General features: G+C 34.0%; 25 protein-coding genes. 16 read left to right on the top strand and 9 right to left on the bottom strand.

Annotation, left to right across the window (positions count from 1 at the left end):
- Positions 1 to 223 precede the first annotated feature (223 nt).
- The gene (locus tag AAEO59_RS05215; RefSeq protein WP_341699680.1) at positions 224 to 1,645 is read right to left on the bottom strand and encodes an RtcB family protein; all 1,422 of its coding nucleotides are present in this window, start codon (positions 1,643 to 1,645) and stop codon (positions 224 to 226) included.
- Between the two features lie 356 nt (positions 1,646 to 2,001).
- Between AAEO59_RS05215 and AAEO59_RS05210 the strand changes: the two genes are divergently transcribed.
- Positions 2,002 to 3,018 (top strand): helix-turn-helix transcriptional regulator, encoded by a 1,017-nt coding sequence (locus AAEO59_RS05210; RefSeq protein ID WP_341699679.1) that lies wholly within the window; start codon positions 2,002 to 2,004, stop codon positions 3,016 to 3,018.
- Positions 3,019 to 3,176: 158 nt separating this feature from the next.
- Here the strand turns inward: AAEO59_RS05210 and AAEO59_RS05205 are convergent, their stop codons facing one another.
- Both AAEO59_RS05205 and ychF read right to left on the bottom strand, forming a co-directional pair.
- Positions 3,177 to 3,701, bottom strand: coding sequence for an NADPH-dependent FMN reductase (locus AAEO59_RS05205; protein WP_341699678.1), 525 nt, complete (start codon positions 3,699 to 3,701; stop codon positions 3,177 to 3,179).
- A gap of 108 nt (positions 3,702 to 3,809) precedes the next feature.
- Complete coding sequence (gene ychF, locus AAEO59_RS05200; protein ID WP_341699677.1) at positions 3,810 to 4,904, bottom strand: redox-regulated ATPase YchF; 1,095 nt, start codon at positions 4,902 to 4,904, stop codon at positions 3,810 to 3,812.
- Between the two features lie 269 nt (positions 4,905 to 5,173).
- Here ychF and AAEO59_RS05195 point away from each other — a divergent pair, with 269 nt between their 5' ends.
- Positions 5,174 to 7,849, top strand: a complete 2,676-nt coding sequence (locus tag AAEO59_RS05195; protein WP_341699676.1) for a TonB-dependent receptor — start codon at positions 5,174 to 5,176, stop codon at positions 7,847 to 7,849.
- Positions 7,850 to 7,932: 83 nt separating this feature from the next.
- On the opposite strand, the gene AAEO59_RS05190 is transcribed toward AAEO59_RS05195, so the two are convergent.
- Positions 7,933 to 8,283, bottom strand: a complete 351-nt coding sequence (locus tag AAEO59_RS05190; protein WP_341699675.1) for a 4Fe-4S dicluster domain-containing protein — start codon at positions 8,281 to 8,283, stop codon at positions 7,933 to 7,935.
- A 134-nt stretch (positions 8,284 to 8,417) separates the two neighbouring features.
- Between AAEO59_RS05190 and AAEO59_RS05185 the strand changes: the two genes are divergently transcribed.
- From AAEO59_RS05185 to AAEO59_RS05160, 6 genes are all read left to right on the top strand, one after another.
- Positions 8,418 to 9,476, top strand: coding sequence for an acyl-CoA reductase (locus AAEO59_RS05185; protein WP_341699674.1), 1,059 nt, complete (start codon positions 8,418 to 8,420; stop codon positions 9,474 to 9,476).
- 93 nt (positions 9,477 to 9,569) lie between these two features.
- Positions 9,570 to 10,640 (top strand): 3-phosphoserine/phosphohydroxythreonine transaminase, encoded by a 1,071-nt coding sequence (serC, locus tag AAEO59_RS05180; RefSeq protein ID WP_341699673.1) that lies wholly within the window; start codon positions 9,570 to 9,572, stop codon positions 10,638 to 10,640.
- Positions 10,641 to 10,891: 251 nt separating this feature from the next.
- Positions 10,892 to 11,842, top strand: a complete 951-nt coding sequence (locus AAEO59_RS05175) for a D-2-hydroxyacid dehydrogenase (protein WP_341699672.1) — start codon at positions 10,892 to 10,894, stop codon at positions 11,840 to 11,842.
- Between the two features lie 98 nt (positions 11,843 to 11,940).
- A complete protein-coding gene (locus tag AAEO59_RS05170) occupies positions 11,941 to 12,498 on the top strand; it encodes a hypothetical protein (RefSeq protein ID WP_341699671.1) in 558 nt (185 codons plus the stop codon).
- Positions 12,499 to 12,807: 309 nt separating this feature from the next.
- On the top strand, positions 12,808 to 13,245 hold the full coding sequence (locus AAEO59_RS05165) for a DUF6146 family protein (protein WP_341699670.1): 438 nt from the start codon (positions 12,808 to 12,810) through the stop codon (positions 13,243 to 13,245).
- A gap of 33 nt (positions 13,246 to 13,278) precedes the next feature.
- Positions 13,279 to 13,590, top strand: coding sequence for a DUF6787 family protein (locus AAEO59_RS05160; RefSeq protein ID WP_341699669.1), 312 nt, complete (start codon positions 13,279 to 13,281; stop codon positions 13,588 to 13,590).
- Here the strand turns inward: AAEO59_RS05160 and AAEO59_RS05155 are convergent.
- Both AAEO59_RS05155 and msrA read right to left on the bottom strand, forming a co-directional pair.
- Positions 13,587 to 13,856 (bottom strand): hypothetical protein, encoded by a 270-nt coding sequence (locus AAEO59_RS05155; protein WP_341699668.1) that lies wholly within the window; start codon positions 13,854 to 13,856, stop codon positions 13,587 to 13,589. The genes AAEO59_RS05160 and AAEO59_RS05155 overlap by 4 nt on opposite strands.
- A 1-nt stretch (position 13,857) precedes the next feature.
- Positions 13,858 to 14,409 (bottom strand): peptide-methionine (S)-S-oxide reductase MsrA, encoded by a 552-nt coding sequence (gene msrA, locus AAEO59_RS05150; protein WP_341699667.1) that lies wholly within the window; start codon positions 14,407 to 14,409, stop codon positions 13,858 to 13,860.
- A gap of 134 nt (positions 14,410 to 14,543) precedes the next feature.
- On the opposite strand from msrA, the gene AAEO59_RS05145 reads away from it, so the two are divergent.
- From AAEO59_RS05145 to AAEO59_RS05110, 8 genes are all read left to right on the top strand, one after another.
- Complete coding sequence (locus tag AAEO59_RS05145; protein WP_341699666.1) at positions 14,544 to 15,209, top strand: ABC transporter ATP-binding protein; 666 nt, start codon at positions 14,544 to 14,546, stop codon at positions 15,207 to 15,209.
- A 17-nt stretch (positions 15,210 to 15,226) separates the two neighbouring features.
- On the top strand, positions 15,227 to 15,991 hold the full coding sequence (locus AAEO59_RS05140; protein WP_341699665.1) for a TIGR02757 family protein: 765 nt from the start codon (positions 15,227 to 15,229) through the stop codon (positions 15,989 to 15,991).
- Positions 15,992 to 16,213: 222 nt separating this feature from the next.
- Positions 16,214 to 16,582, top strand: coding sequence for a response regulator transcription factor (locus AAEO59_RS05135; RefSeq protein WP_341699664.1), 369 nt, complete (start codon positions 16,214 to 16,216; stop codon positions 16,580 to 16,582).
- A gap of 20 nt (positions 16,583 to 16,602) precedes the next feature.
- The gene (locus AAEO59_RS05130) at positions 16,603 to 17,706 is read left to right on the top strand and encodes a HEAT repeat domain-containing protein (RefSeq protein WP_341699663.1); all 1,104 of its coding nucleotides are present in this window, start codon (positions 16,603 to 16,605) and stop codon (positions 17,704 to 17,706) included.
- A gap of 2 nt (positions 17,707 to 17,708) precedes the next feature.
- On the top strand, positions 17,709 to 19,133 hold the full coding sequence (locus AAEO59_RS05125) for a glycosyltransferase family 2 protein (protein WP_341699662.1): 1,425 nt from the start codon (positions 17,709 to 17,711) through the stop codon (positions 19,131 to 19,133).
- A gap of 26 nt (positions 19,134 to 19,159) precedes the next feature.
- The gene (locus AAEO59_RS05120; protein ID WP_341699661.1) at positions 19,160 to 21,586 is read left to right on the top strand and encodes a sulfatase-like hydrolase/transferase; all 2,427 of its coding nucleotides are present in this window, start codon (positions 19,160 to 19,162) and stop codon (positions 21,584 to 21,586) included.
- Positions 21,586 to 22,851 (top strand): YaiO family outer membrane beta-barrel protein, encoded by a 1,266-nt coding sequence (locus AAEO59_RS05115; protein ID WP_341699660.1) that lies wholly within the window; start codon positions 21,586 to 21,588, stop codon positions 22,849 to 22,851. Before AAEO59_RS05120 ends, AAEO59_RS05115 begins: the two co-directional genes overlap by 1 nt.
- 226 nt (positions 22,852 to 23,077) lie before the next feature.
- Complete coding sequence (locus tag AAEO59_RS05110) at positions 23,078 to 24,427, top strand: DEAD/DEAH box helicase (RefSeq protein WP_341699659.1); 1,350 nt, start codon at positions 23,078 to 23,080, stop codon at positions 24,425 to 24,427.
- Between the two features lie 46 nt (positions 24,428 to 24,473).
- Here the strand turns inward: AAEO59_RS05110 and AAEO59_RS05105 are convergent, their stop codons facing one another.
- The 3 genes from AAEO59_RS05105 to AAEO59_RS05095 form a co-directional block, all read right to left on the bottom strand.
- Positions 24,474 to 25,013, bottom strand: coding sequence for a peroxiredoxin-like family protein (locus AAEO59_RS05105; RefSeq protein WP_341699658.1), 540 nt, complete (start codon positions 25,011 to 25,013; stop codon positions 24,474 to 24,476).
- Positions 25,014 to 25,081: 68 nt separating this feature from the next.
- Positions 25,082 to 25,657, bottom strand: coding sequence for a Crp/Fnr family transcriptional regulator (locus AAEO59_RS05100; RefSeq protein ID WP_341699657.1), 576 nt, complete (start codon positions 25,655 to 25,657; stop codon positions 25,082 to 25,084).
- A gap of 19 nt (positions 25,658 to 25,676) precedes the next feature.
- Positions 25,677 to 26,786 carry a lactonase family protein gene (locus AAEO59_RS05095; protein ID WP_341699656.1) on the bottom strand — a complete coding sequence of 370 codons (1,110 nt, stop codon included), beginning with the start codon at positions 26,784 to 26,786 and terminating at the stop codon, positions 25,677 to 25,679.
- Between the last annotated feature and the right edge of the window lie 123 nt (positions 26,787 to 26,909).

The following is a 26,909-nucleotide window of genomic DNA, read 5'->3' as shown; positions in this document are numbered from 1 at the left end:
AAATCCGTATATTTGGCTTTGAGGGAAGCAACCAAAAAATGGTCGATGCCAATCCAAAACTGGGGATTAATCCTCAATCAGTTCTTAACTATATTTGAAAAAAGGGTTCAACTTTAATTAAAAAGTCAAACCCCATTATTTTTTTAACTTACACACTTTTTAGGATAGTGTCTAAAAATTTTAACCTAACAGGTTTAGAAAACCTGTTAGGTTTATAGTTGACTTAATCTTCCCTACTCCCATCATCGGCCATTCGGACCATTTTAGGGGTAAATTTCGCAACAACATCCACCAAATCCGTTTGGGCAGCCATCACTTGGTTGATGTCTTTGTAGGCCATTGGGGCTTCGTCCAGTCCCGCTCCTATTAAAGTTACACCATGATCTTTCAAGATGGTTTGCATTTGGTTTTGGGTTATTGTTTTAATGGCTTGGGTTCGGCTCATTTGTCTTCCTGCTCCGTGTGAAGCCGAGTTAATGGCGTTTTCCTCACCTTTTCCTCTTACCAAAAATCCTGGCGCTGTCATACTTCCCGGAATAATACCCATCACACCTTTTGCGGCTGGAGTGGCTCCTTTTCGATGCACCATCACTTCTTCACCATTCCAGATTTCTTTCCAGGCAAAGTTGTGATGGTTTTCAACTTTGGCTAACACTTGAGCTCCCAAAGCTTGCTGCATCTTGTTGTGAATAATTTCATGACAGGCCGAAGCATAATCTCCGGCCAAATTCATCGCCATCCAATATTCCTGACCCAACTGCGAATTCATATCTAAATAAGCTAAATTCTTAGCCACATCAGGCAACTTGCATACCTCTTTAGCCATTTTGGTATAATGTCCCGCAATAGTGGCTCCAAAACCTCTGGAACCGGAATGCGTCAACAATCCAACATACTTTCCTTTTGGGATATTCAAAACGGCATCGTCTTGGGCGAATTCTATAATTCCAAATTCCACAAAATGGTTTCCTCCTCCTGAAGTCCCTAATTGCGACCAAGCCTTGTCTTTTAGATTCCTGATAAAAGCAGTAGTGTTAAACCCATCGCTGTCTAAAACCGCATGATTGGCTTTGTATTGTCCGTGAAAACCGTGTCCCGCGCCAAACTTGGTATGTGCTACCAACTCTCGTTTGAATTTCATTTCATTTTCAAAATAAAATTCCTCGGGAATATCATAAACAGACAAAGCCATTCGGCAACCAATATCAACCCCAACACCATAGGGAATAATCGCGTTTTTAGTGGCCAAAACGCCGCCAATAGGCAATCCATAACCCTGATGCGCATCGGGCATTAATGCTCCGGCAACCGTAACAGGCAATTGCATAGCCACATTCATTTGCTTTAAAGCACCTTCTTCGATTTGTTCTATGCCGTAAGCCGAAAAGGAATTGGGATTGGGATTCAAAGCAATGAAATCTTCCGGTTTTTCATTCGCTTTATCGATCAATGCAACAGCCAGTTTACTAAACACTACATCGTCAATATAATTTTCCGGAGTTGCTAATACCTTTTTATAATTGGCAATCATTTCTTCTCTGGTAAATCCGTTTCTTTTGCTGTTTATTTTTAAGGCTACTCCAATTATTTTTCCTTCAGGAAATCCTAATTCCAATAGATCTGTACCGCTTATTTGTGTTTTCATTATTTGTTTTATTTTGATAGTACAAATGTTTTACCCAAGTACGCAATTATTCTGCGCAGTAAGAAATAATTTGTATTTTTATTGTCGCAATGGACTCCTGCAAGCTCTTTTTTTAACCTTGTAGCTATCTGTTTTTTTAAGAGAAGATTATTAATCATACCTACAAGGTCAAAAAAGACCTTGCAGGAAAGTGAAAAGTAATTCCTCTTTTGAAAATCGCTGTTGTTGCTTACCCTGACTTGCGTGAGGGATAATAGCGAAAATCCTTTTATGAATGGAGCGAGAGCGGAAGTCATAAAAGATTGTAGCGAATAGCCCGACCCGAAGGGACACGCCCAAAAACTAAAAAACGACCTATGGCACAAAATAAAAATGCGCTTATTCGCTATAAAACGATAGATAAATGCCTGCAAAATCAGTATAGGAATTGGACTTTGGAGGATTTAATTGAAGCGGTAAGTCAGGCTTTGTATGAATTTGAAGGAAAAGAAAATCCGGTGAGCAAGCGCACCATTCAGGCGGATATCCAAATGATGCGCAGCGAAAAATTAGGGTACAACGCTCCCATTGTGGTTTATGACAAAAAGTATTACCGCTATGAGGAAGAAGGATTTAGTATTACTGATATTCCGCTCACAGAAACGGATATTAATGTCTTGACCGAGACGGTTGCTATGCTCAAACAGTTCAAAGATTTTTCATTATTCAATGATGTTTCGGATATTTTGCAGCGGCTGGAAGATAAAATCTATGCCGAAAAAGCCAATTCGAAACCCGTCATCCATTTGGATAAAAACGAAAAACTAAAGGGATTGCATTTTTTAGACGAAATCTATCAGGCGATTGTCAAGAAAGTGGTTCTGATTATTACTTATAAATCATTCCAATCCAGAGAGGAAAAACAATTTCATTTTCATCCTTTTATCTTAAAAGAATTCAATAACCGCTGGTTTTTAATTGGAAGAAGAAAGCACAACCAACCGATTTCTAATTTGGCTTTAGACCGGATTTTAAAAATTGATTACGATTTCAACATGCCTTTTTTAGAAGATGATTTTGATGCTGATGCCTTTTATAAAAATGTAGTGGGGGTAACTGTAAATACCGGCTTACAACCTAAAAAAATTGAACTTTGGATTGATGCTGTAAATGCACCTTATGTGATTACAAAACCAATACACAATACCCAACGACTCATAAAAACCAATGAAGACGGCAGTATTATCATTCATTTATTACTCATTGAAAATTACGAGTTAGACCGATTGCTTTTGGGTTTTGGCAACGGACTGGAAGTTTTAAAACCGGAACGATTGCGCAAAAGAATGCAGACTATTGTGTATAAAACCTTAGAACGCTATCAGGAAATATGACTATCCTTTTCCTATTCCAATCATTGACAATGGCACACAGATGAAACGGATTTTAACAGATTATCGCAGATTGTGATTCGCAAAGAGCTATAAAAATCCATTTGTATCTGTTCAATCAGTGTCATCTGTGGTTTTTTATATCACTATTATATCAAAAATTATTGCAGCCTAATAATTAAATCTTTCAATTCACCATCCAATTCGGCATTAGAAATCTTTCCTTTTTCGACATCAAAATTCTCATTAAAACTCGGCAAAGAAAAAGTAGCTTTTACATCGGCACCATAACGGGGAAATGCATTTTTAGCAATTTCTAATACCGAAGCGCCTCCTCTTCCTCCCGGAGATGTTGCCATCAATAACATGGGTTTTTCTTGAAAAACTTTGCCAACTATTCGGGAACACCAATCGTACAAATTTTTGAATGCTGCCGAATAATTACCATTATTTTCGGCTAAAGAAACCACTAAAAAATCAGCGGATTCAATTTTAGCCAAAAAGGCTTTTGCCAATTCATGGTGACCGATTTCAGCCTCAATATCCACACTAAAAAGCGGCATTTGGTAGTCATTTAAATCCAACACTTCGACTTCGGCACTTTCAAACAACGAAGCAGCATAAGTAGCTAATTTTTTATTGATGGAATTTTTACTGGGGCTTCCGCCAAAAGCGATTATTTTCATAGTATTTTGTTTTCCTGAAAATTACACAAAATTCAGCAATAAAAAAACCGCTGAATTACTTCAACGGTTTCATCTATTTTCTTTATTCTGCCTTCTTTATTCTAAAAACTACACATTAAATCTAAAGTGCATTACATCACCATCTTTAACAATGTATTCTTTTCCTTCTACACGTAATTTTCCGGCTTCTTTCACTTTAGATTCCGAACCATAAGTAGAATAATCCTCATAAGCAATAACCTCTGCACGAATAAATCCTTTTTCGAAATCAGAGTGAATTACTCCTGCTGCTTTTGGTGCAGTATCACCAATATTAATAGTCCAAGCACGAACTTCTTTAACACCTGCAGTGAAATAGGTTTGTAAGTTTAATAATTTATAAGCAGCACGAATTAAAACTGCCGATCCGGGCTCAGTTAATCCTAAATCTTCTAAGAAAACCTGACGCTCTTCATAACTTTCTAATTCGGTAATATCAGCCTCAGCACCAACCGAAAGTACAATAACCTCTGCATTTTCATCTTTTACTAATTCGCGTACCTGATCTACATATTTATTTCCATTTACTGCTGAAGATTCATCTACATTACATACATACAAAACCGGTTTTGTAGTAATCAACTGAAAATCTTCCATCAAAGCCTCCTCATCATTCGATTGAGGAACAACAGTTCTGGCTGATTTTGCCTGCAATAAAGCGTCTTTAATACGGTCTAAAAGTGCTTTTTCCGTCTGCGCTTCTTTATTTCCGGTTTTAGCCGCACGATTTACTTTTTCCAAACGTTTTTCAACCGTTTCTAAGTCTTTCAATTGCAATTCGATATCAATCGTTTCTTTATCACGAATAGGGTTTACATTTCCGTCTACGTGGACAATATTATCGTTATCAAAACAACGCAATACATGAATAATAGCATTACACTCACGGATATTTCCAAGGAATTGATTCCCTAAACCTTCTCCTTTACTGGCACCTTTTACTAATCCTGCAATATCCACAATATCCACAGTAGCCATTTGTACTCGCTCCGGTTTCACTAATTCCTCTAATCTGGCGATTCTTGGATCCGGTACATTCACTACTCCAATATTTGGTTCGATTGTACAAAATGGAAAGTTTGCACTTTGCGCCTTAGCATTTGACAAACAATTAAATAAAGTTGATTTCCCTACATTAGGTAAGCCTACGATTCCTGCTTTCATGTTTTTTATATTTTATACAATACTTATAGCGTATGTTTTGAAAAAATTTATTTTAAAAGTGTGCAAATATAAGACTTAATAAATGTTATGGAAGCCTAATTAGCAACTTATAATATATTTTACCGGAATTTATCCTGAAAAAAATAAAATCACACAAAAAAACATTACTCCTTGTTTTATTTCAACCAATAATCTCCACTAAAAAAAATGTTAAAAATGTTAAAAAAATGTTATATTGCAGTGTAAAAAATCCTAATCCTTAGCTTATTATGAAGAATCTCTACTCATTCATTTTGCTAATTAGCTTTAGCAGCCTTCTAGCGCAAAAAAACATCACAGGTGTGGTCAAAGACCAATCAGGCAGTAACCTTCCGGGTGTAAATATCATTGAAAAAGGCACCAATAATGGTGTTTCTACAGATTTAGACGGAAAATATAGTATCAAAGTAAAAGAAGGTGCTACATTAGTTTTTAGTTACATTGGTTACTCGACTATTGAAAAACCAGCGAGCTCAAACACAATTAATATCACTCTTAAATCTGAAGGAGGGGAAGTATTGAATGATGTGGTAATTGTAGGTTCCAGAAACACTAAGAGAACCGTAGTAAATACTCCAGTACCTATTGATATTATAAATGTTCGTGATGTTACAACCCAAAGTGGAAAACTGGAAATTAATGAATTACTGCAATATGTTGCTCCTTCATTTAATGCTAATAAACAATCGGGATCTGATGGCGCAGATCACGTTGACCCAGCAACTTTGAGAGGTCTTGGACCAGATCAAACATTAGTATTAATCAACGGTAAAAGAAGACACCAATCTTCCTTAATCAATCTATTTGGAACAAGAGGAAGAGGTAATACCGGAACCGACTTAAATGCAATTCCATCAGCTGCAATAAAACGAATTGAAATCTTAAGAGATGGTGCAGCAGCACAATATGGATCGGATGCCATTGCCGGTGTTGTCAATATCGTTTTAAATGACAATGTAGATGAATTTACAGGAAATATTTCTTATGGCGCATTTAATACCAATGCAAAAGGAGATTTTCCAACTGGAACTGCAAATACCGAAGGTTATAGACTTGACCAAAATGGTTTTGGAAATTCATTTGGCAAGGACCAAAACTTTGATGGAGGCTCCATAAAAGCATCTGCCAATTATGGTGTAGCACTTGGTGAAAAAGGTGGTTTTGTTAATTTTACCACAGAATATTTGAAAAAAAATAAAACACTTCGCCCTGGATTTGATTTCCGAAAAGGTTTTGGAGAAGCGTCCATCCTAGGTTATAACTTATTTGCAAACCTTTCGCTTCCAGTTTCCGATAAAACTGAAATTTATGCTTTTGGAGGAAAAAACTACAGAGATACCGACGCTTATGCTTTTACCCGAAACGATGGTGAAAGAGTTGTTGAATCAATTTACCCGGGAGGATTTACCCCTAGAATCACCTCCAATATTCTGGACAACTCCTTTGCAGCTGGTATTAGAACAACTACCAATTCAGGTTGGAAAATAGATTTCAGCAATACCTATGGGAAAAATTTATTTCATTACTATGTAAAAGGTACCATAAACGCCTCATTAGAAGAAGCTTCGCCAACAGAATTTGATGCAGGAGGACATAGTTTAAGCCAAAACACAACCAACCTTGATTTTTCTAAAAATTTTGACTCGGTATTAGAGGGGTTAAACATCGCATTTGGTACTGAATTCAGAACAGAAACCTTTAACATTTTTGCCGGAGAAACAGGCTCTTACGCCACTTATGACACTAATGGACAACCAATAACTGATCCTACCGAACAATCAGCTCCTGTCGACCCAATTTCAAATGAAGTCAGACCTGGAGGATCACAAGGATTCCCTGGATATAGCCCTGCGAATGTAGTTAATAAAAGTCGCTCTAACGTTTCCTTGTATACCGATTTAGAATTAGACATTAACAAATCTATTTTAGTAAATGGAGCTTTACGCTTTGAAAATTATAGTGATTTTGGAAAAACATTCAACGGTAAATTAGCCACGCGAATTAAAGTTTCAGACAACTTCAACATCAGAAGCTCCATTAGTACTGGCTTTAGAGCCCCATCGCTGGCGCAAATTTATTACAATACAAGATTTACCAACTTCAGTTCCAGTGGCGCCTCAGAAATTTTATTATCATCTAATAATAGTCCGGTTACCAAAGGTTTTGGAATCAATAAACTAAATGAAGAAAAAGCAGTAAATGCTTCTTTAGGATTCACTTCTACTTTTGGAAATTTTACTGCAACCGTTGACGGCTATTTTATTGATGTGAAAGACAGGATTGTTTTAACAGGTTATTTTGATGCAACAGCACTAAATCTAGGAATTGATGAGGCACAGTTTTTCGTTAATGGATTAAACACTAAAACCGTGGGGCTAGATGTAGTATTTTCTTGGAAAAAGAAATTCAACGACCAGACATTTAGTGCAACTTTAGTTGGAAATATAAACAACATGAAAATCGGAAGTATTAAAAACGGTAATTTAGATAAAGAAATTTTCTTTGGAAAAAGAGAAGAAGCCTTTTTATTAGCTTCTGCTCCTAAAAATAAATTTGGTTTAAACTTAAGTTATGACAAAAAATGGTTTAATGCCGGATTAGCATTTACCCGTTTCAGTAAAGTAGAATTGTTAGATTATCAAATGTATGAAGACGTAGCTGATTACGGAAGTTTTACTAACCAAATTAAAGCAGCAACCGATACTTACGGTGCTAAAATTGTTACCGATTTAACCTTAGGATTCAAACTAAATAAAAACTCAAAATTAAGCATTGGAGCTAACAACTTATTTAATGTTTACCCTGATCAACAAGACGACTGGGTTGAAGGTGGCGGCTACTGGGATGCCGTTCAAATGGGTTTTAGTGGAGCCTACTACTACGCCCGATTAGGATTCAATCTATAACACATTATAATATTGAATTATAAAAAAAATCCTGAGTACAAGACTCAGGATTTTTTCTAAATTGAAATTAAAAATATAATTCACTATTCATTATGCAAGAAAGCCTGTCTGTTCAACAAGGTTTCCTCATCCTCAACATGATTTTCATCTGGAACACAGCAATCAACAGGACATACAGCAGCACATTGAGGCTCATCATGAAACCCTTTACACTCTGTACATTTTCCTGGAACAATATAATAAACTTCATCAGAAATTGGAGTTTGAGCTTCTTCAGCATCAACTTCAGTTCCATCAGGAAGGATTACAGTCCCGCTTAATTTTGTACCGTCTTTATATCTCCAATCGTCAGCACCTTCATAGATTGCTGTATTTGGACATTCTGGTTCACATGCACCACAGTTGATACATTCGTCTGTTATGATAATTGCCATTATAATTTGGTTTTATGGTTAAAGAACAAAAGTTTTTAAGTTTTGATAACCTATAGACATAACTTTTGTCTTTCGACTATATTATACTTATTTTTGTGCAAAATTACAATCAAAACATTTCATAAGCAAACATTATGACAATAGAAAGCAAAAAAAATATTTTTGTGAAATTAGGAAGATTTCTGAGTCAATTTTCCGAAGCCGAAAACAAACAAAGAGAAGATGTAGAAGGAAATGCTATTTTTTTTGATTCTTTTGCCAATTTAATAACGCTATCTCAATCTCATAACGGCTGGTACACACCTGAACAAGTGCATTATGCCATCAACTCCTGGGCAGAAGCTTTGACCGATGAAAACTTGGACAAATGGCTATCGATGTATTCATTTGACAATGTAAAATCTAAAAGAATTGCTTTAATTCTTGCAGGAAACATTCCACTCGTAGGTTTTCATGATTTTCTTTGTGTATTAATCACAGGACATGATGTTTTAGTAAAAACCTCCTCAAACGATCAGCATTTACTACCATTTTTAGCAAAATACCTGATACATATTGCTCCCGAATTAGAAAGCAAGATCACTTTTACTGAAGGAAAACTGGAAAATTTTGATGCAGTCATTGCTACTGGAAGCAACAATACCGCCCGTTATTTTGAATACTATTTTAAAGACAAGCCTTCAATTATACGTAAAAACAGAAATTCAGTTGCTGTTTTAAACGGAGAAGAGACTAAAGAACAATTAATTGCTTTAGGAGAAGATATTTTTAGGTATTTTGGTTTAGGATGTCGCAATGTTTCTAAACTATCTGTGCCAAAAGGATACAGTTTCAACGCCTTTTTTGAAGCTATGTTTGAATACCAAGATGTAATTCAGTATGAAAAATACGCTAATAATTACGATTACAACAAAGCTGTTTTCTTGATGAGTAATTTTCAATTATTAGACAATGGTTTTCTAACTATTAAAGAAGATTACAGCTACGCCTCTCCTATTTCCAGTGTTTTTTATGAATACTACGAGAACCTTTCGGATGTAGAAAAAAGACTGCTTACAGATACTGATCAAATCCAGTGCATTGTAAGTAATAATCTTATTCAAAACAGCATTGCTTTTGGAGAGACGCAAAAGCCAAAATTATGGGATTATGCTGATAACATCGATACTATATCGTTTTTGTTAATAACATAGAAAAAATTTTAATAATTATTATGAATAATTTAATGCATATTCGACTCTTATTATCGAAATTTGCATTTTAATTTTTTGGACATAAACTACACCATGAAAAAACACAACTACAGCGCAGGACCTTGTATTTTACCACAAGAAGTTTTTGAGAAATCAGCTCAGGCTATTTTAGACTTTAACAATTCAGGATTATCTATTTTAGAAATTTCGCACCGCAGCAAAGACTTTGTTGCTGTTATGGACGAAGCAAGAGCATTAGCACTTGAATTACTTGGATTAGAAGGAAAAGGATACCAAGCTCTTTTTCTTGCTGGTGGAGCTAGTTTAGAATTTTTAATGGTTCCTTACAACTTGATGAAAGAAGGCGGAAAAGCGGCTTATTTAGATTCAGGAACATGGGCAACTGCAGCTATCAAAGAAGCAAAACTTTTTGGAGAAACTGTAATTGTAGCATCTTCAAAAGAAGACAACTACACTTATGTACCAAAAGGATATGAAATTCCTGCTGATGCAGATTATTTCCACTGTACTTCAAACAATACCATTTTTGGTACTCAAATGAAAGAATTCCCTAAAACGAATGTTCCAATGGTATGTGACATGAGTTCGGATATTTTTTCAAGAGAATTAGATTTTTCTCAATTTGATATTATCTATGCTGGTGCTCAAAAAAATATGGGACCTGCAGGAACAACTTTAGTAGTTATCAAAGAAGAAATCATTGGTAAAAACGGTCGTAACATTCCTAGCATGTTGGATTACGCCAAACACGTTAAAGCAGATAGTATGTTCAATACGCCTCCTGTTTTCCCTGTTTACGCATCTCTGTTGACATTGAGATGGATCAAAGAACAAGGTGGTATTGCAGCTGTTGAAAAATTAAACAACGCTAAGGCTGAATTGCTTTATAACGAAATTGACAGAAATCCATTATTTAAAGGAGCTGCTGTTACAGAAGACCGTTCTAACATGAATGTAACTTTCTTGTTAACAAATCCGGAGCACACGGAAACATTTGACAAAATGTGGAAAGCAGCCGGAATCTCTGGACTTCCTGGTCACCGTTCAGTAGGTGGTTACAGAGCATCTATTTACAATGCTATGCCAATTGAAAGCGTACAAGTATTGGTAGATGTTATGCAAGCTTTAGAGAAAGCAGTTTAAATAAATGAAAAGATTCAATGATTGAAAGATTAAAGAATCTATGTTTATTTAAATAAATCTATTGATTGAATCTTCAAATTTTTCAATCTTTAAATTGAAATTGCTAGCAGAGGCTCTAGCCCCGATAGAAGTGGAAATCCTTGTGGCGGCAGGCATCTACGCCGACATAAGATTGAAACGGATAGCGGGAAACAGCTTCTAAAAACATTCAATTAATTTGAGGACACAACCTCGTAATGTAATAAAAAAACATGAAAGTATTAGCAAACGACGGGATTTCAAAAAGTGGAATCTTAGCTTTAGAAAAAGGTGGTTATGAAGTAATCACTACAAAAGTTGCTCAAGAACAAGTAGCTAACTACATCAACGAAAACAACGTAAGCGTTATTTTAGTTCGTAGTGCAACTAAAGTTCGTAAGGACATTATTGATGCTTGTCCGGGCATTAAAATCATCGGTCGTGGTGGTGTAGGTATGGATAACATTGATGTGGAGTATGCTAAAAGCAAAGGAATCCAGGTAATCAACACTCCTGCTTCTTCATCAGAATCTGTAGCTGAATTAGTTTTTGCTCATTTATTAACAGGAGTTCGTTTCTTACACGACTCTAACAGAAACATGCCACTAGAAGGTGATACTAAATTCAATGACTTGAAAAAAGCTTATGCAAACGGAGTTGAATTAAGAGGTAAAACTTTAGGAATTGTAGGTATTGGTCGTATTGGTCAGGCTACTGCTAAAATGGCGCTTGGTTTAGGAATGAAAGTTATCGCTGCTGATAGTTTCATCCCGCAAGTTGATGTAAAAGTGGAATTCTTTGACGGACAAGCTATTACAACTACTATCAAAACACAATCATTAGAATCAGTTTTTGCTGAATCTGATTTCATCACTTTACACGTTCCTGCTCAAAACGGATACATTGTAACAGAAAAAGAATTCGCAACAATGAAAGACGGTGTTGGAATTGTAAACTGTGCTCGTGGTGGAGTTATCAACGAAGTTGACTTGGTTAAAGCTTTAGACAGCGGAAAAGTTGCTTTTGCTGGTTTAGACGTTTTTGAAAACGAACCAACTCCTGCTACTCAATTATTAATGCACCCAAAAATCTCTTTGACTCCTCACATTGGAGCTGCTACAGGAGAGGCTCAGGACCGTATTGGAACTGAATTAGCATCACAAATTATCAGTATCTTAGGATAACTTTTAAGATTTTAATAACATTAAAGGACTCATTCCAAACGGTAATGAGTCCTTTTTTTTATTAAATTTGATAAGTAACCTTATAAAAAGTAAAAATCATGTTAGATCAATTATCCCAGTTAGTACAGGAATTTGGACAAGATGCCGTTGTAAAAAATGAGGCAATCCCAAATGATAAGAATGACGCAGTCCTAAAACAAACAGGTGAATCCATTTTTTCAAGCTTAAAAGATATTGCTAATGATGTGGATTTATCACAAATAGTAGGATTACTTCAAGGAAAAGACATTGACAGAAACAATCCCGCAGTTCAAAAAATCACTAATAATCTAAGCAATTCATTAAGTCAAAAACTAGGTATTGATTCTAGTGTTGCAACATCTACTGCTGCATCAATGATTCCTAAAATACTAGGCTCTTTAATCAATAAAGCTAACGACCCTAAGGACAACAGCATCAACCTTTCGAGTCTTCTTGATTCTTTAACAGGTGGCAACAGCCCTGAACATGCTAGTATCATGGATGCCATTGGAAAATATGGGCTACACTTTGGTTTAGACCAAAACTCGGATGGAAAAGTAGATTTAGATGACGCTATTGAACTCACCAAAAAAGGCGGTTTGGGCGGAATGCTTGGGAAACTTTTTGGAAAATAAACATATTACATAAACCCGTTCGGTGAAATTAGTTTTTGATGGTGATTTTTCGTCAGTTCGAGTGATTTTCGGTAGAAAATCGTATCGAGAACAAGAAAAATTTTATTAAAAACGGTTCTCGATACATTTTTTGTTTCGTTTCACTACACAAAAAACACTCGAACTGACGTTTTTAATAATTTCACCCAACGGGTTATTACATAAAACTGAATTGCCATAGATCAATAAGACCGATGGCATTTTTTGATAAAAAACTACATAAATAGCTCATTAAATTTGTAAATTTAATATTCCAATCTATCTGGCAACATGAAAAAAATTCACTTCATATTAGCTTTAATTTCAGGCCTAATTATTCTAAGTTGTGCAGGTCAAAAAACAATTATCCCCAAAAAAGAGGCATTAAATTCGAGCGTTAACGACACTGTTAAAATAGCCAACAAAGATTTAGAATATGAAGTAATCATTATAGACCCAGGTTTTAATATGTGGCTTAATTCAATGGCCTACCCTCGTGGTTTTTACACTCAATCTTATCTGGAAAACAAAAACATACTCTATATTAGCGAATGGAACAACCGTTTCTTACAACCGCAACGCTATCGCCGCGATTTATACGAAATGAGTATTGATTATGATTCCAATATTAATTATGGATATGAAGTAAATTATTTAATCTACAATTACATGATTTATTTTCAAAATAATTACCGCCAAAAACTTCTTGGCCATGTTCCTTTACGATAATCTTTAGTACATTTGTAAACATTAGAACTAAAGATGAAGGGATTAAAAGAACGTTGGAAAGTAGAGTCTAATTTTCAACTCACCATAATTTTTATCGTTTTTGCCATTACAGGATCGGCTTCGGCTTGGATTTCAAAACCAGTATGCATCTGGTTAGGAATTTTAAAAGAAGATTTTGGATTCTGGCATACTCCTGTGCGTTTATTAATCGTTCTGCCTTTATATCAAATATTACTAGTAATTATTGGATTTCTTTTTGGTCAATTCAAATTTTTCTGGGCATTCGAAAAGAAAATGCTCCAAAAAATGGGCTTAGGATTTTTATTCAAAAAAGAAGAAAACTAATCTGTATTCTTTTTGATCAAATAATAATATCCCCATACTAAAGTAAAAGAGGGTATAAAATCAGAAAAAGGGAAAAATTCTTCTGCAAAAGAAATAATTCCAGCAATTCTTCCCAACTTACTTCTATACATCCTTGTCATCAAAAAACCAGAAACAGGAGCCCAGATCACATCTGAAAACTCACCTACAAAAGGAATTGTAAATGACAGCATTCCTATTGCATCAAATACAATTCCTAAAATCAGTTTTTTGTTTTTGACTTCCACTCTACTGCTCTTTGAGTTTATCTTTAAAATAAGTCCTTACTTTATTAATTTTTGGAGCAATCACAAAAGCACAAAAACCTTGTGTTTTATTTTGATTGTAATAATTATGATGATAATCCTCTGCCTCAAAAAAAACAGAAGCTTGAGAAATTTTAGTCACAATTGGTTTTTCAAAAACAGCTTCTTCTGTTAGAAAACGAATAAAAGCCTCGGCCATTTCTTTTTGTTCCGGACTATGATAAAAAATCTCACTACGATACTGTGTACCTACATCTTCTCCCTGACGATTTAAAGTTGTAGGATCATGGGTTGCAAAAAACAATTCTAATAATTCTCCATAGGACACTTCCTTAGGATTAAAAGTAATTTGTATTGCTTCGGCATGATTAGTGTTGCCCTCACAAACTTCCTTATAAGTAGGATTCTCTGTATCACCTCCTATATAACCTGGCACAATCCCTTCTACTCCTTTTAGTTCCAAAAAAACAGCTTCGGTACACCAAAAACAGCCTCCTGCCAAAGTTGCTATTTCCATTTTAATATCGTTATTCATAAGTTTTCATTTTTAAATTTGGGATCGTATTCTTGTTATGTTAACTCAAATTTATGCTTTTTTAATCCAAAAATATAGTAAAGCCAATTTTATAATCATTAAAATCTTTGTTTCTTTGTAAAAACTGCCAATTGATGATACAAGCTAAAAACTTACATAAATATTACGACCAACTACATGTTTTAAAAGGAGTTGATTTACATATTCAAAAAGGAGAAATCGTTTCTATTGTAGGTGCTTCGGGAGCAGGTAAAACAACTCTTCTTCAAATTTTGGGAACACTTGACCGTCCTAGTAAAGAAAATGATATCGCACTTCGCATCAACGATGAAGATATCTTATCAATGAACGACAAAAATTTGTCTAAATTTAGAAACCTAAATTTAGGATTCATTTTCCAGTTTCACCAATTACTACCAGAATTTACTGCTCTGGAAAACGTTTGTATCCCAGCTTATATTGCCAAGAAAAACAAAAAAGAAACTGAGGAGGAAGCAATTAAACTGCTAACCTACTTAGGACTTTCGCATCGTATTCATCATAAACCAAGCGAACTTTCGGGTGGTGAACAACAACGTGTGGCTGTTGCAAGGGCTTTAATCAATAAACCGGCAGTTATTTTTGCCGATGAACCATCCGGAAATCTGGATACTCACTCAGCTGAAAATTTGCATCAATTATTTTTTAAACTAAGAGATGAATTTGGACAAACATTTGTGATTGTTACTCATAATGAAGAATTAGCCAACATGGCCGACCGAAAACTAGTTATGGTTGACGGTATGATTAGCGACCATTAATTTCCATTTTCCTAAAAATGAATTTCTCCGAACTCAAAGATTTTTTGGACGAAAAAGTATTGCAATACAACACACTAGATTTCATCGAAAGTGATCCGGTTCAAATTCCGCATTTATTTACCCAAAAGGAAGACATTGAGATTGCCGGATTTTTGAGTGCCACAATTGCCTGGGGAAATCGAAAAATGATAATAAAAAATAGTCATCGCATGATAGAAATGATGGGCAATACTCCCTATGATTTTATCATGTCACATTCAGAAAAAGATTTAGATAGATTAGAATCTTTTGTGCATCGAACCTTTAACGGTCAGGATTTCGTGGGTTTTATCAAAAGTTTACAAAACATTTATAAAAACCATAATGGTATTGAAGCTGTTTTTGCAAAAAACCAAGAAACCAATTCAATGCAAAAAAGCATCTCCGAATTTAAAAAAATCTTTTTCGAAATTCCGCATTTAGCCCGAACACAAAAACATATTTCGGATCCTTTGAATAATTCGGCAGCCAAACGCATTAACATGTATTTGCGCTGGATGTGTCGCCAGGACAACAAAGGAGTCGATTTAGGTATTTGGGAATCCATCTCTCCATCAAAACTTTCCTGCCCTTTAGACGTTCACTCTGGAAATGTTGCCCGAAAACTAAGCTTACTTGAGCGCAAACAAAATGATTCTAAAGCACTTTTAGAATTAGACACAAAACTTCGTCAATTAGACGCTAATGATCCTGTAAAATACGATTTTGCACTCTTTGGGCTTGGTGTTTTTGAGGGATTTTAAATACAAAATTCTAAAATCAATATTCTTAAATTATTTTTTTAAATATTATTTAGAACAAAAATTCATTTTTTAATGCATTTTTTGTAGTATTTAACGCATGTAAATAACAAAAAATGCATTTTATCGATATTTCTATACACTTTATCGATGTTGTTACAATTTATTTATTACTTTTATCTTGTAATTAAGCCCCAATTATAAAACCATTAAACCTACTAAAAAATGAATCTAACAAAAAAAATTGTTTTAGCTGAGGATAACTCTATTCTTTCTAAATTATTACAATTCAAATTAGAAAAAGAAGGTTACCATCTCTTAATAGCTACTAATGGTAAAGAAGCTGTTGATCTAATAGAAGACAACAATCCAGACATGATTTTAACCGATATCATGATGCCTTTTATAAGTGGTTTAGAGGTTATAAGTCATGTAAGAAACAAACTTGACCGAAAGACTCCTATAGTCGTTTTTTCATCTGCTGGGCAGGAAGAAATGGTTTTGAATGCGTTTAATTTAGGTGCAACAGACTTTATGAGCAAACCTTTTAGTCCAAACGAATTAATTATTCGTATCAAAAGGTTAATGCAATAAAGCTTTAATCATTAACTATCATGTTAGAGTTTTTCCAAAATAGTATTGACTCGATAAATAGTATGCACGTTATTATACAAATGTGTATCTACTTATCTGTGATTCTTTCTACAATAATATTTATATCACTAGTTTATTTAAAAAATCTTAGAGATCGATTAAAAATAAAAAGGCGTATAGAAAGCACTTATGCAAAAAAATACGAATCCGATTTAATTGAGTATCTATACGCAAGTGACGATGAAATGGCCACTGACCAACAACAAAAGATTATTGAATATTTAAAAAAATGTTCACATAATCGTTTGAAAAGAAAGATAATCATCAAGACATTTATACGCTTAAAAGATGATGTTTCAGGTGAAACTGCTGATGCAATTCAAAATTTGTATTATGAAACAGGATTAATTACTTCGGCAACAAAAAAATTAAAGAGCAAAAAGTGGGATGCAGTTGCACGTGCGATTAGAGAGTTAACCCAATTTGAAATTAAAGAGGCGCACGATGAAATTATTCAGTTAATTAATCATCCTAAAAAGGAAGTTCGTTTTGAAATTCAAAAATATCTGGTACAATTATTTCGTTTTGAAGGTCTTGAATTTTTAAATATTATCGAGAACCAACTTTCAGAATGGGATCAAATCCAGCTGATAGAAATATTAAGCAGGTTTAAAAATCTTGAAGTTCCGGATATGAATGAATGGTTGCGTTCCAAAAATGACTCTGTTGTATCATTTACACTCAAACTAGTTCGAATTCATAATCAATTTGGTGTTCAGGAAGAAATAATAACTCTTTTCAATCATCCAAATCCTGAAATTAGAATTGAAGCTATCAATTTGATAAGCCATTTAGGTATTTATGAAGCCGTAGGTATATTAAAAGACGGTCTATTTGAAAGAACACTGGATGAACAAATTGCTTTCTTCAAAATGATGGAAGAAATGTCTATGCCGGATGATCTTGAATTCATTAAAGACTATGTAAATCACGACAATTTCTTTATCAGAATATCAGTAATGAAAATTATGAACCTAATTACTGTTGAAGAAGACAACACCTTTAAAATCAATAGCATTACCGAAAACTACCCAATTGACACCAACTTTACCAAAGCCAGTTAATTATGAATATTCCAAGTTATATCATCGATTTTCTAGATTTTATCTTTTTTGGTTATGCAATTGCCGCAGTAGCTTCCTATATCATACTTGCAATAATTTCAGGATTTGAAACTGTAAATTACATGAAGAAAAATAGTTTTGTAAACTATACTAAAATTTTATCTTCACCTATTTCGCCTTCAATTTCTATTATTGCACCTGCTTATAATGAAAGTCTGAATATTGTTGAAAATGTACGCTCATTACTTTCAAATCACTATGTAAATTATGATGTAATAATTGTAAATGATGGTAGTAAGGACGATAGTTTAGAAAAATTAATTGCTGCTTACGATTTAGTTAAAGTGGATTATTTGATTAATAATCAAATTCCAACAAAACCATTAAGACAAGGTGTTTTCAAATCTACCAATCCCGCTTTTGAAAAGTTAATCGTTGTAGACAAAGAAAACGGAGGAAAAGCTGATGCACTTAATTTTGGTCTAAACATAAGTACACATAAATATGTTGCCTGTATTGATGTAGATTGTTTATTATTGGAAGATGCATTACAAAAAATGGTGAAACCATTTCTTGAATCTACTGATGAAAAAGTTATTGCAGCAGGCGGAGTTATCAGAATTGCTAATTCTTGTAAAATCAAAGACGGAAAATTATTAGATATTAACTTACCTAAAAGCAGTATTTTAAGAGGACAAATTTTAGAATACCTAAGAGCTTTTCTTTTAGGTCGAATGGCTTGGAGTAAACTCAATGGTTTATTGGTAATCTCAGGTGCATTTGGTTTATTTGATAAAAAAACAGCTCTTGAAGTAGGTGGTTATGATACCAAAACAGTTGGTGAAGACATGGAAATCATCGTAAGAATGAGACGCCATATGGAAGAAAAAAAGGTAAAATATCGTGTTGCCTACATTCCGGATCCATTATGCTGGACAGAAGCTCCTGACTCATATAAAATATTTATTTCGCAAAGAAACAGATGGACTCGTGGTACTATTGAAACACTAAAAAAACACAAAAAAATTGGCTTTAATCGTCAGTACAATGCCTTAGGAATGATTAGTTATCCTTATTGGTTATTATTTGAAAGAGTAGCGCCAATTATGGAAGTTTTAGGATTAATCTACTTTCTAATCCTTATTTTCGGTGGATATGTTGTTTGGGTATATGCTATATCTTTTCTATTAGTAGCTTATCTATTTAATGTATTTTTCTCAATCATTACCATCATCACCGAGGAACTTACTTACCATCAATATTCAAAAAAAGGAATGGGATGGCAATTGATTAAAACCGCTTTTACAGAACCAATATTTAATCATCCTTTTGTTTTATATGCTGCAATAAAGGGTAACTTTGACTACCATTTTAATAAAAAAATAAAATGGGGGGAAATGACCCGCAAAGGAATGAGTAGCAATTAAATAAAAAACTATCAAATTTACATTCAATGGAATCTAATCAACAACTAAAAAAACCATTTAGTTACGGTTTCTTGTGCTTATCAATGTTAACTGTTTTTTGGTTCATAAGCCTATTCGAAATAGTTGCTAAAATATCTGCCGGTATCGAAATAACAAATCCAGCTATCACTTTAGTATACAAACTTATCAATGATTTCTGGACAGTACTCATTGTTAGCTTGCTAGGATTACCATTATACTTTGCGATAAATTATAAAAGCAATGAATGGGCCGACAGAATATTTAAAGTGATTTTTACAATAATTGTAATTTGTCAATTTGGATTAACTAAATACCATCTAACAACATTAGTGAATTTAGGTGCTGATTTTCTTGGGTATTCACTGGAGGACATGTATACAACCGTCACAGCCTCTGAATCATTTTCTATAGTGTATTTTGTCCCTTTTATTTTATTCCCTGTTTTGTTTTGGGCAATTTGTAAGTATTACATCAAAACTTTATCGTCAAAAAAATTATATCAAATATCTGGAGGTTTAGCAATACTATGCATTTTAATCAAATTCTTTGTCTCTGAAATTTCTGAAATTGGATACCAAAACAAACTAGCCTATTTTACCAATGAAATCATTCGTTTTCAAAACGACAAAAATGAATTTGACGCAGCAAATTTAACCTATAAAAACGAATTCCCTTTATTAAAACCTGCCTCAGCAACTCCTGATGTTTTAGCTCCATTTTTCAATATAAAAGAAGAAAAACCAAACATTGTAATGATTATTGTTGAAGGTTTAGGTGATGAATTTATTGGAAAAAATGCTAATCGTGGTTTCACACCGTTTTTAGATTCGATGATACCAAAATCGCTCTATTGGGAAAATTTCGTGAGTAATGCAGGACGTACTTTTGGTGCTCTACCTTCTATTTTAGGTTCATTACCTTATGGAAACAAAGGTTTTCTGGAAATGAATCCGTTGCCAGCTCATAGCTCTTTAATTAGTATTTTAAAATCAAATGGTTACAACACTGCTTTTTATTGTGGCGACGAATCTAGTTTTGACCATCGTGTTAATTTTCTAGAATACAACAATATTGACAACATTATTGACATCAATAAATTTGGTGCAAATTATAAAATGACCCAAAAAAACGAAGAAGGCTTTTCATGGGGATATCCTGATGCTGAAATTTTCAAAAAAACACTTTCAGAAATGGATACTAAAAAAGGCCCTCGTCTAGATATCATCATGACATTGTCTAATCATGAGCCTTTTGAATTTCCTGAAAAAGAGGCATACCTTAAAAAAGTAGATTATATTAAAAACAACAATAAATCGCTAGCTCTTTCTCCTTCAGAAATAGATACTTATAAAGATATTTATGCTTCTTTGTTATATACTGATCATTCGATTCAAAAATTCATGGAATCTTATGCAAAAAGGCCGGATTATAACAACACTATTTTTGTGATTACAGGTGACCACCGATTAATTCCCATTGAACAAAAAGACAAATTGTGTCGTTTCCATGTGCCTTTATACATCTATAGTCCAATGCTAAAAAAAGCACAATCATTCAAATCTGTTTCTTCGCATTGGGATATTACACCTAGTTTACTTTCCTTTTTGACTAATAATTACAAAATGAATAAATTGGAAAAAACGGCTTGGATGAGTTCCGGTTTAGATACAGAAATACGTTTTAGAAACATTCACTCTATTCCAATCATGCAAAACAAAGGTGTCATTGATGAGCTCATTTACAAAGAGTATTTGTATTCTAACGGAGAACTCTTTAAAATTGACGAAAATTTTGAAACTAAAAAAATCAGCGATAGCGAACTTTTAAAAACAGTAGAAGAAAATATGCATGAAGCAAAAAAACTGAATGCTTATTTAACTCAAAAAAATAAAATCATCCCAAAATCACTACAAATTTACAGCAAGTCAATTTATGAGTTTTCAAAAGAAGAAACAGCTTTCATAAAAAAAGAAATTCAGGGATTGAGTAATGACCAAATTTTCTTTAAGGCCCGTGATTTTGCATTCAATAATCAAAGAAAAGAAGCACGTACTTTATGCAATTACATCTTAAATGATTTACCTAATTATGCCGATGTAAGAACCCTAAAAGGTCGCACACTGGCTTGGGATAAGGATTATAAAAATGCCGAAAAAGAATTACTAGAAGTGGTAAAAAGAACGCCATATTACTATGACAGCTATCTTGCCTTAATGGATATTTACTGGTGGTCCAATCAGGATAATAAAGGAATAGAAATTGCAAAAAAAGCTTTAAAAAATGAAATCAAAAATCCGGAATTAGGTATTAAATTAGCCAAAGCTTACAAAAGGACTAATAATATCGCCATGGCTAAAAAAGCCGTTGATAGTCTGCTTAAAAACCAGCCTAAAAACCGTGATTTTCTTAAACTTAAAAACGAAATACAATAATGATCAATAAATCAGTTGTAAAATTAGCACTGCTCCTGAGTTTCACATACTTAACACAAATTCAGGCTCAGGAAAAACCATATAATGGAAATCCGGACACTTCATTTGAAACTGCCCGAAAACTTGCATTCAATCAACAACGCAAACAAGCTCAGGATACTTTAGTCCATATTTTGACTAAATACCCTAATTATCATGATATCCGCACTTTTTTAGCAACGACCTATTCCTGGGACGGAGATTATAAAAAAGCTCGAAAAGAATTTGCCTCAGTAATTGAAAAAGCACCTGATAATAAAGAAAACTGGTTAGCAGCCATTAAAAACGAATCATGGGCCGATGCTCCATATGATGCTATACAAATGGCTAATTCGGCATTGAAAATTTTCCCAAACGATCCAGATATAACTTTATTGAAAGCAACAGCTTTAAAAAACACCTCTAATCCTGTGGAGGCTAAAACTACTGTTGAAGATATAATTGCAAAACATCCTGACAACCAAAATGCCAAAGAATTTTTGGAAACCCTTAATGGTACCTTGAGAACTAATTCTATTGGGGTGAGAGCGGCTGTTGATTTGTATTCCAAAACTTTTGACCCCATGCAATATTACAGTTTGAGTTATGGAAAGCTAACCAAATACGGAAGCATCATTGGGAGAGTCAATTTCAATCGCCGATTTGGAGAAAACGGAGCTCAGCTTGAAGTGGATATGTATCCTAAAATCACCAAAGGACTTTATGCCTATTTAAATGTTGGTTATGCCAATAGTTTTATCTTTCCTGACTTTAGATTAGGTGCCGAATTATACAAATCTTTACCCCATGGTTTAGAACTTTCGGCTGGTTTTAGATCTTTACAATACAGCACAACTACCAACATTTATACAGGATCTTTGGGTTGGTATACCGGAAATAGTTATTGGTCTTTACGTCCCTATTTTACGCCCGGAGATGGCGGAACCAGTACTTCTGCTGCTTTAACTTATAGAAAATACCGCAGCAATGCTGATAATTATCTTAGTTTAATGTTCAGTATGGGTGTTTCCCCTGAGGTAAACCAATTTATTTTTGATTCCAATGATGTTTCCATTATTAGATTGCAAACACAACGTTTTAATGTAGGTTATTTTTTTAGTACCAATAAAAATAAAAATGCCTGGGGAGCACAATTTGATGTAGCGCATCAGGAAATTAGTTTTGATCCGGGTAATTATTTTTGGATTTATTCACTTACTGTTACCTGGGATTTGAAATTTAAATAAACTTTTAAAAAACGAAAGCAAAAAAAATACCGCAAATTCGCAAATTAAAAGATTTTCACGAACTGATTTCAGTGAACACAAAATAAAATTAACTGTCAATTCATTTGACCTTTATATTTTATTCCAAATGAAAATTTGCGAATTTGCGGTTTTAAATTTTCCCTAATACAATTCCTTTTCTAAGGTTAGCCTCAAAAAGACTATCTTTGCACAAAATTTACGTTTTATGGCTACTTTCGAGCAATTCAATCTACCTAAATCATTACAAAAAGCAGTTGATGAAATAGGACTTACTACTCCTACTCCTATTCAGGAGAAATCTTTCTCTGTGATTATGTCAGGAAGAGACATGATGGGAATTGCACAAACCGGAACAGGTAAAACCTTTGCTTATCTGTTACCTTTATTAAAACAATACAAATTCAGTACTACACATACACCTAAAATTGTTATTCTGGTTCCCACCCGCGAACTGGTAGTTCAAGTTGTAGAAGAAATCGAAAAATTGACTAAACATATGTCCATCCGAACTATCGGGATTTATGGAGGTGTAAACATCAATACGCAGAAGAAAAATGTTTATGAAGGTTCTGATATTCTGGTAGGAACACCAGGAAGAACCATGGACTTAGCGCTGGACAATGTGGTGCGTTTTGAAGACATGCAAAAATTAGTCATTGACGAATTTGACGAAATGCTGAATTTAGGTTTCCGAGTACAATTGACTTCTTTATTTGCGATGATGCCAAGAAAGCGTCAAAACATTTTATTCTCGGCAACCATGACCGATGAAGTTGATGCAATTTTGAACGATTATTTCGATTATCCGGAAGAAGTAACACTGGCTGCTTCAGGAACACCTTTGGAAAAAATTACACAAATCACCTATAATGTTCCGAATTTCAATACTAAAATCAATTTGTTAAAACACTTATTAGCTACGAATGAAGAGATGAGTCGTGTGCTGATTTTTGTCAACAACAAAAAGATTTCTGACATGCTTCACGAACGTATCGAGGAAGATTTTGAAGGGCAATTTGGATTGATTCATTCTAATAAATCGCAAAATTACCGTTTGAATACGATGGCTTCTTTTCAGGAAGGCAGTTTGCGTGGATTGATAACTACCGATATCATGGCCAGAGGTTTGGACATTTCAGACATTACTCATGTAATCAATTTTGAAATGCCTGAGTTTGCCGAATTGTACATGCACCGTATTGGTCGTACCGGTCGTGCAGATAGTACTGGAACAGCCATAAGTTTTGTCACTCCTCGTGAAGAAGAAGCCAAAATTGAAGCTGAAGTATTGATGGACATGGAATTAAGCATTGAAGATTTCCCTGAAGAAGTTGAAATTTCAGCCAAATTAATTGGTCCTGAAAAAGACAGACAACCGATTAAGCATTTGATGAAAAAACCTAAAATTGAAGGCGGAGCGGCTTTTCATGATAAGGCCAAAAAGAACACAAAAATCAACTTGGGTGGTCCTTCTAAAACCAAGAAAAAAACACATGGCTCTGTCAATAGAAATATGCTGAAACAACAAGCTGCTAAAAAGAAAAAGAAGAAATAAATTCGAAAGCCTAAAGATGAAAATTCATTTTTAGGTTTTTTAAATTCTATGACATCTGAAATACTTTCTCCAAAGGAAAATGATCAATGACACTATTTCCATAATGCGCAATCTGAATCACTTTATCTTTTCCAATTAAAAAATCGGCAGGGATTTGATGTAAAGTTCCCTCTACTTTTCCTCCGGCTTTATAACCTTTTTTTGTAGCTTCAGCCAAATGTTGAAATCCTTTAGCAGACAAGGTACGCATCGTTTTAAACCAGGATGGATGTACTTTATACAAATCATACAAATCCCGATTTGTATCGGCAATAACAGGGAAATCAAATTGATGTCTGTAAGCAATACTTGATTGCAAACTTTCTGTCGGAGACTCAAAAACGGTAATTAACTGAATACCCTTTTTTGCAAATAAATCTTTGCTTTTCATAATCTTAGCAATCTGAAGATTACACATAGCACATTCAGCATAACGAAAAAAACTCAACAGAATTTTTTCATTTTGAATCTGATTCAAATCTACTGTATTTCCAAAAATATCTTTAGTGACAAATAAAGGCGCTTTTTGACCGGGAACTAATTTCATAATTTGTGATTTTTAAATTATACATTCACAAAGTTGAAATTAAACCTATAAATTCTACTTGATTTAAATCAAGAAATTCGTGCTCTAATTCGGCTTAAAGTTTCCGGTTTCATCATTAAATAAGAAGCAATAAACTTCAAAGGAATTCTATTAATCAAATGTCCGCTTCTTTTCATAAAAACAGCATATCTTTCTTTAGGTTTCAAAGTGAGCAATTCAACCTGTCGTTGAATATGTCCTGTCAAAGTCAGCTCTAACATCGATTGATACCATAAGGCAATTTCAGGATTTGTATGAATTAATTGCATCAAATCAGATTTGGCAATTGCCAAGAGTTCGGTTTCTAAAACAGCTTCAATACTAATTAATGACGGCTTTCCCTCTATAAAAGTTTGAAAACAGGTAATTAATGAATTCTCATAACCAAATCCCATATTAATTTGTTCGCCATTATTATCCACAACAAATAAACGCACACAACCTTTTTTGACAAAATATAAATTAGAATCCTTCTGCTGAAAATTTAAAAGTAATTCCTTGGCATGAAGCAATCTTTCAGTATTCCAAAAACGTAGTAAATCCTCCACAGATGATGGGGACAATATAGGCGTTTGATCCAAAAATTGATATAAGGATTCATTCATTACTTTGTAGCTATAAAATTTATTGTTCTGTAAAAATCAAACAAACCGGCGAACACATTTCAATTCTTTTTCCAGTGTCAGTCAATACTCCGGTTTCGGTATTGCGCTTAAAAATCACCACATTATTCGTGTATTGATGTCCCACTAAAAGGAAATTTCCCGTTGGGTCAATCGCAAAATTACGAGGACCATCACCTAAAGTGCTGTTGCGGGAAGCCAATTCTAATTTCCCATCTTTCAAAATCTTGAAACATGTAATGGTATTGGCCTCTTTTCTGTTGGTTGCATATAAAAATTTCTCATCCGGCGAAATATGAATATCGGCAGCTGTAAAAGGCTGTGTAAAACCTTCAGCCACTACAGTAGTTTCCTGAACCATTTGTAATTTGCCTTTATTGTAATTGAAAACCGAAACGGTTCCGTCTAATTCCTGTAGCAAATACAACTTTTTTCCATCTTTACTAAAAGCAAAATGTCTTGGGCCACTCCCCGCTTTCACCTTGATACTATCTTTAAGTTCTAATGGCTTTGCTTCATTTGGTTGGTATTGGTACACATACATATTATCGGTACCTAAATCGGTAGCCAAAACAAATTTATGATCCGGTGAAAACTGCACCGAATGTACGTGTGATTTTTCCTGACGTTTCAAATTAATCCCTTTTCCGCTATGCATAATTAATTGTTTTAATTCCGTCAGACTTCCGTTTTTATTTTTTCCAAAAACAGCCACACTTCCTCCTGTATAATTGGCTGTAATAACATTTTTAGCATCATTTATGATGTAGCATGGCCCTGGATTTTGAATTTCCTGTTTGTTTACAAATTCAATAGTAGCTTTTTTTGCATCATATTTAAAAGCACTCGCCGTACTTTTTGGACCATCTTCATTTACGGAATAAATAAAATCATTGTTTTTTGAAATAGAAACAAAGCTAGGATTGATTACATTTTCAGTAGAAGATTTAAATTCGGTTACTCCAGTTACTGCATCAAAATCATAAATATAAATTCCTTTACTTTCACAACTTTTGGTATAAGTCCCAATAACTAAATTATATTTCTTGTCCTGCGCCTGAAATTTTATAGTTGATAACAAGAGGACTAATAACAAACCAATTTTTTTCATTTTTTATTTTTTTAGAGCAAAGCTAAAATACACATTAAAAGCAAACGATTACAACTTTGAAAAAAACATTCCCCCTTAATCTATAAGTAGGTACAAATTTGTATTTTTGGAAAGAATTCACTG

Origin of the sequence: Flavobacterium flavipallidum, from assembly GCF_038289905.1 — a bacterium.
Lineage (GTDB): Bacteria > Bacteroidota > Bacteroidia > Flavobacteriales > Flavobacteriaceae > Flavobacterium > Flavobacterium flavipallidum.
Note: the sequence above shows the minus strand (reverse complement) of the source record. Positions and strands in the feature narration are given on the sequence as shown.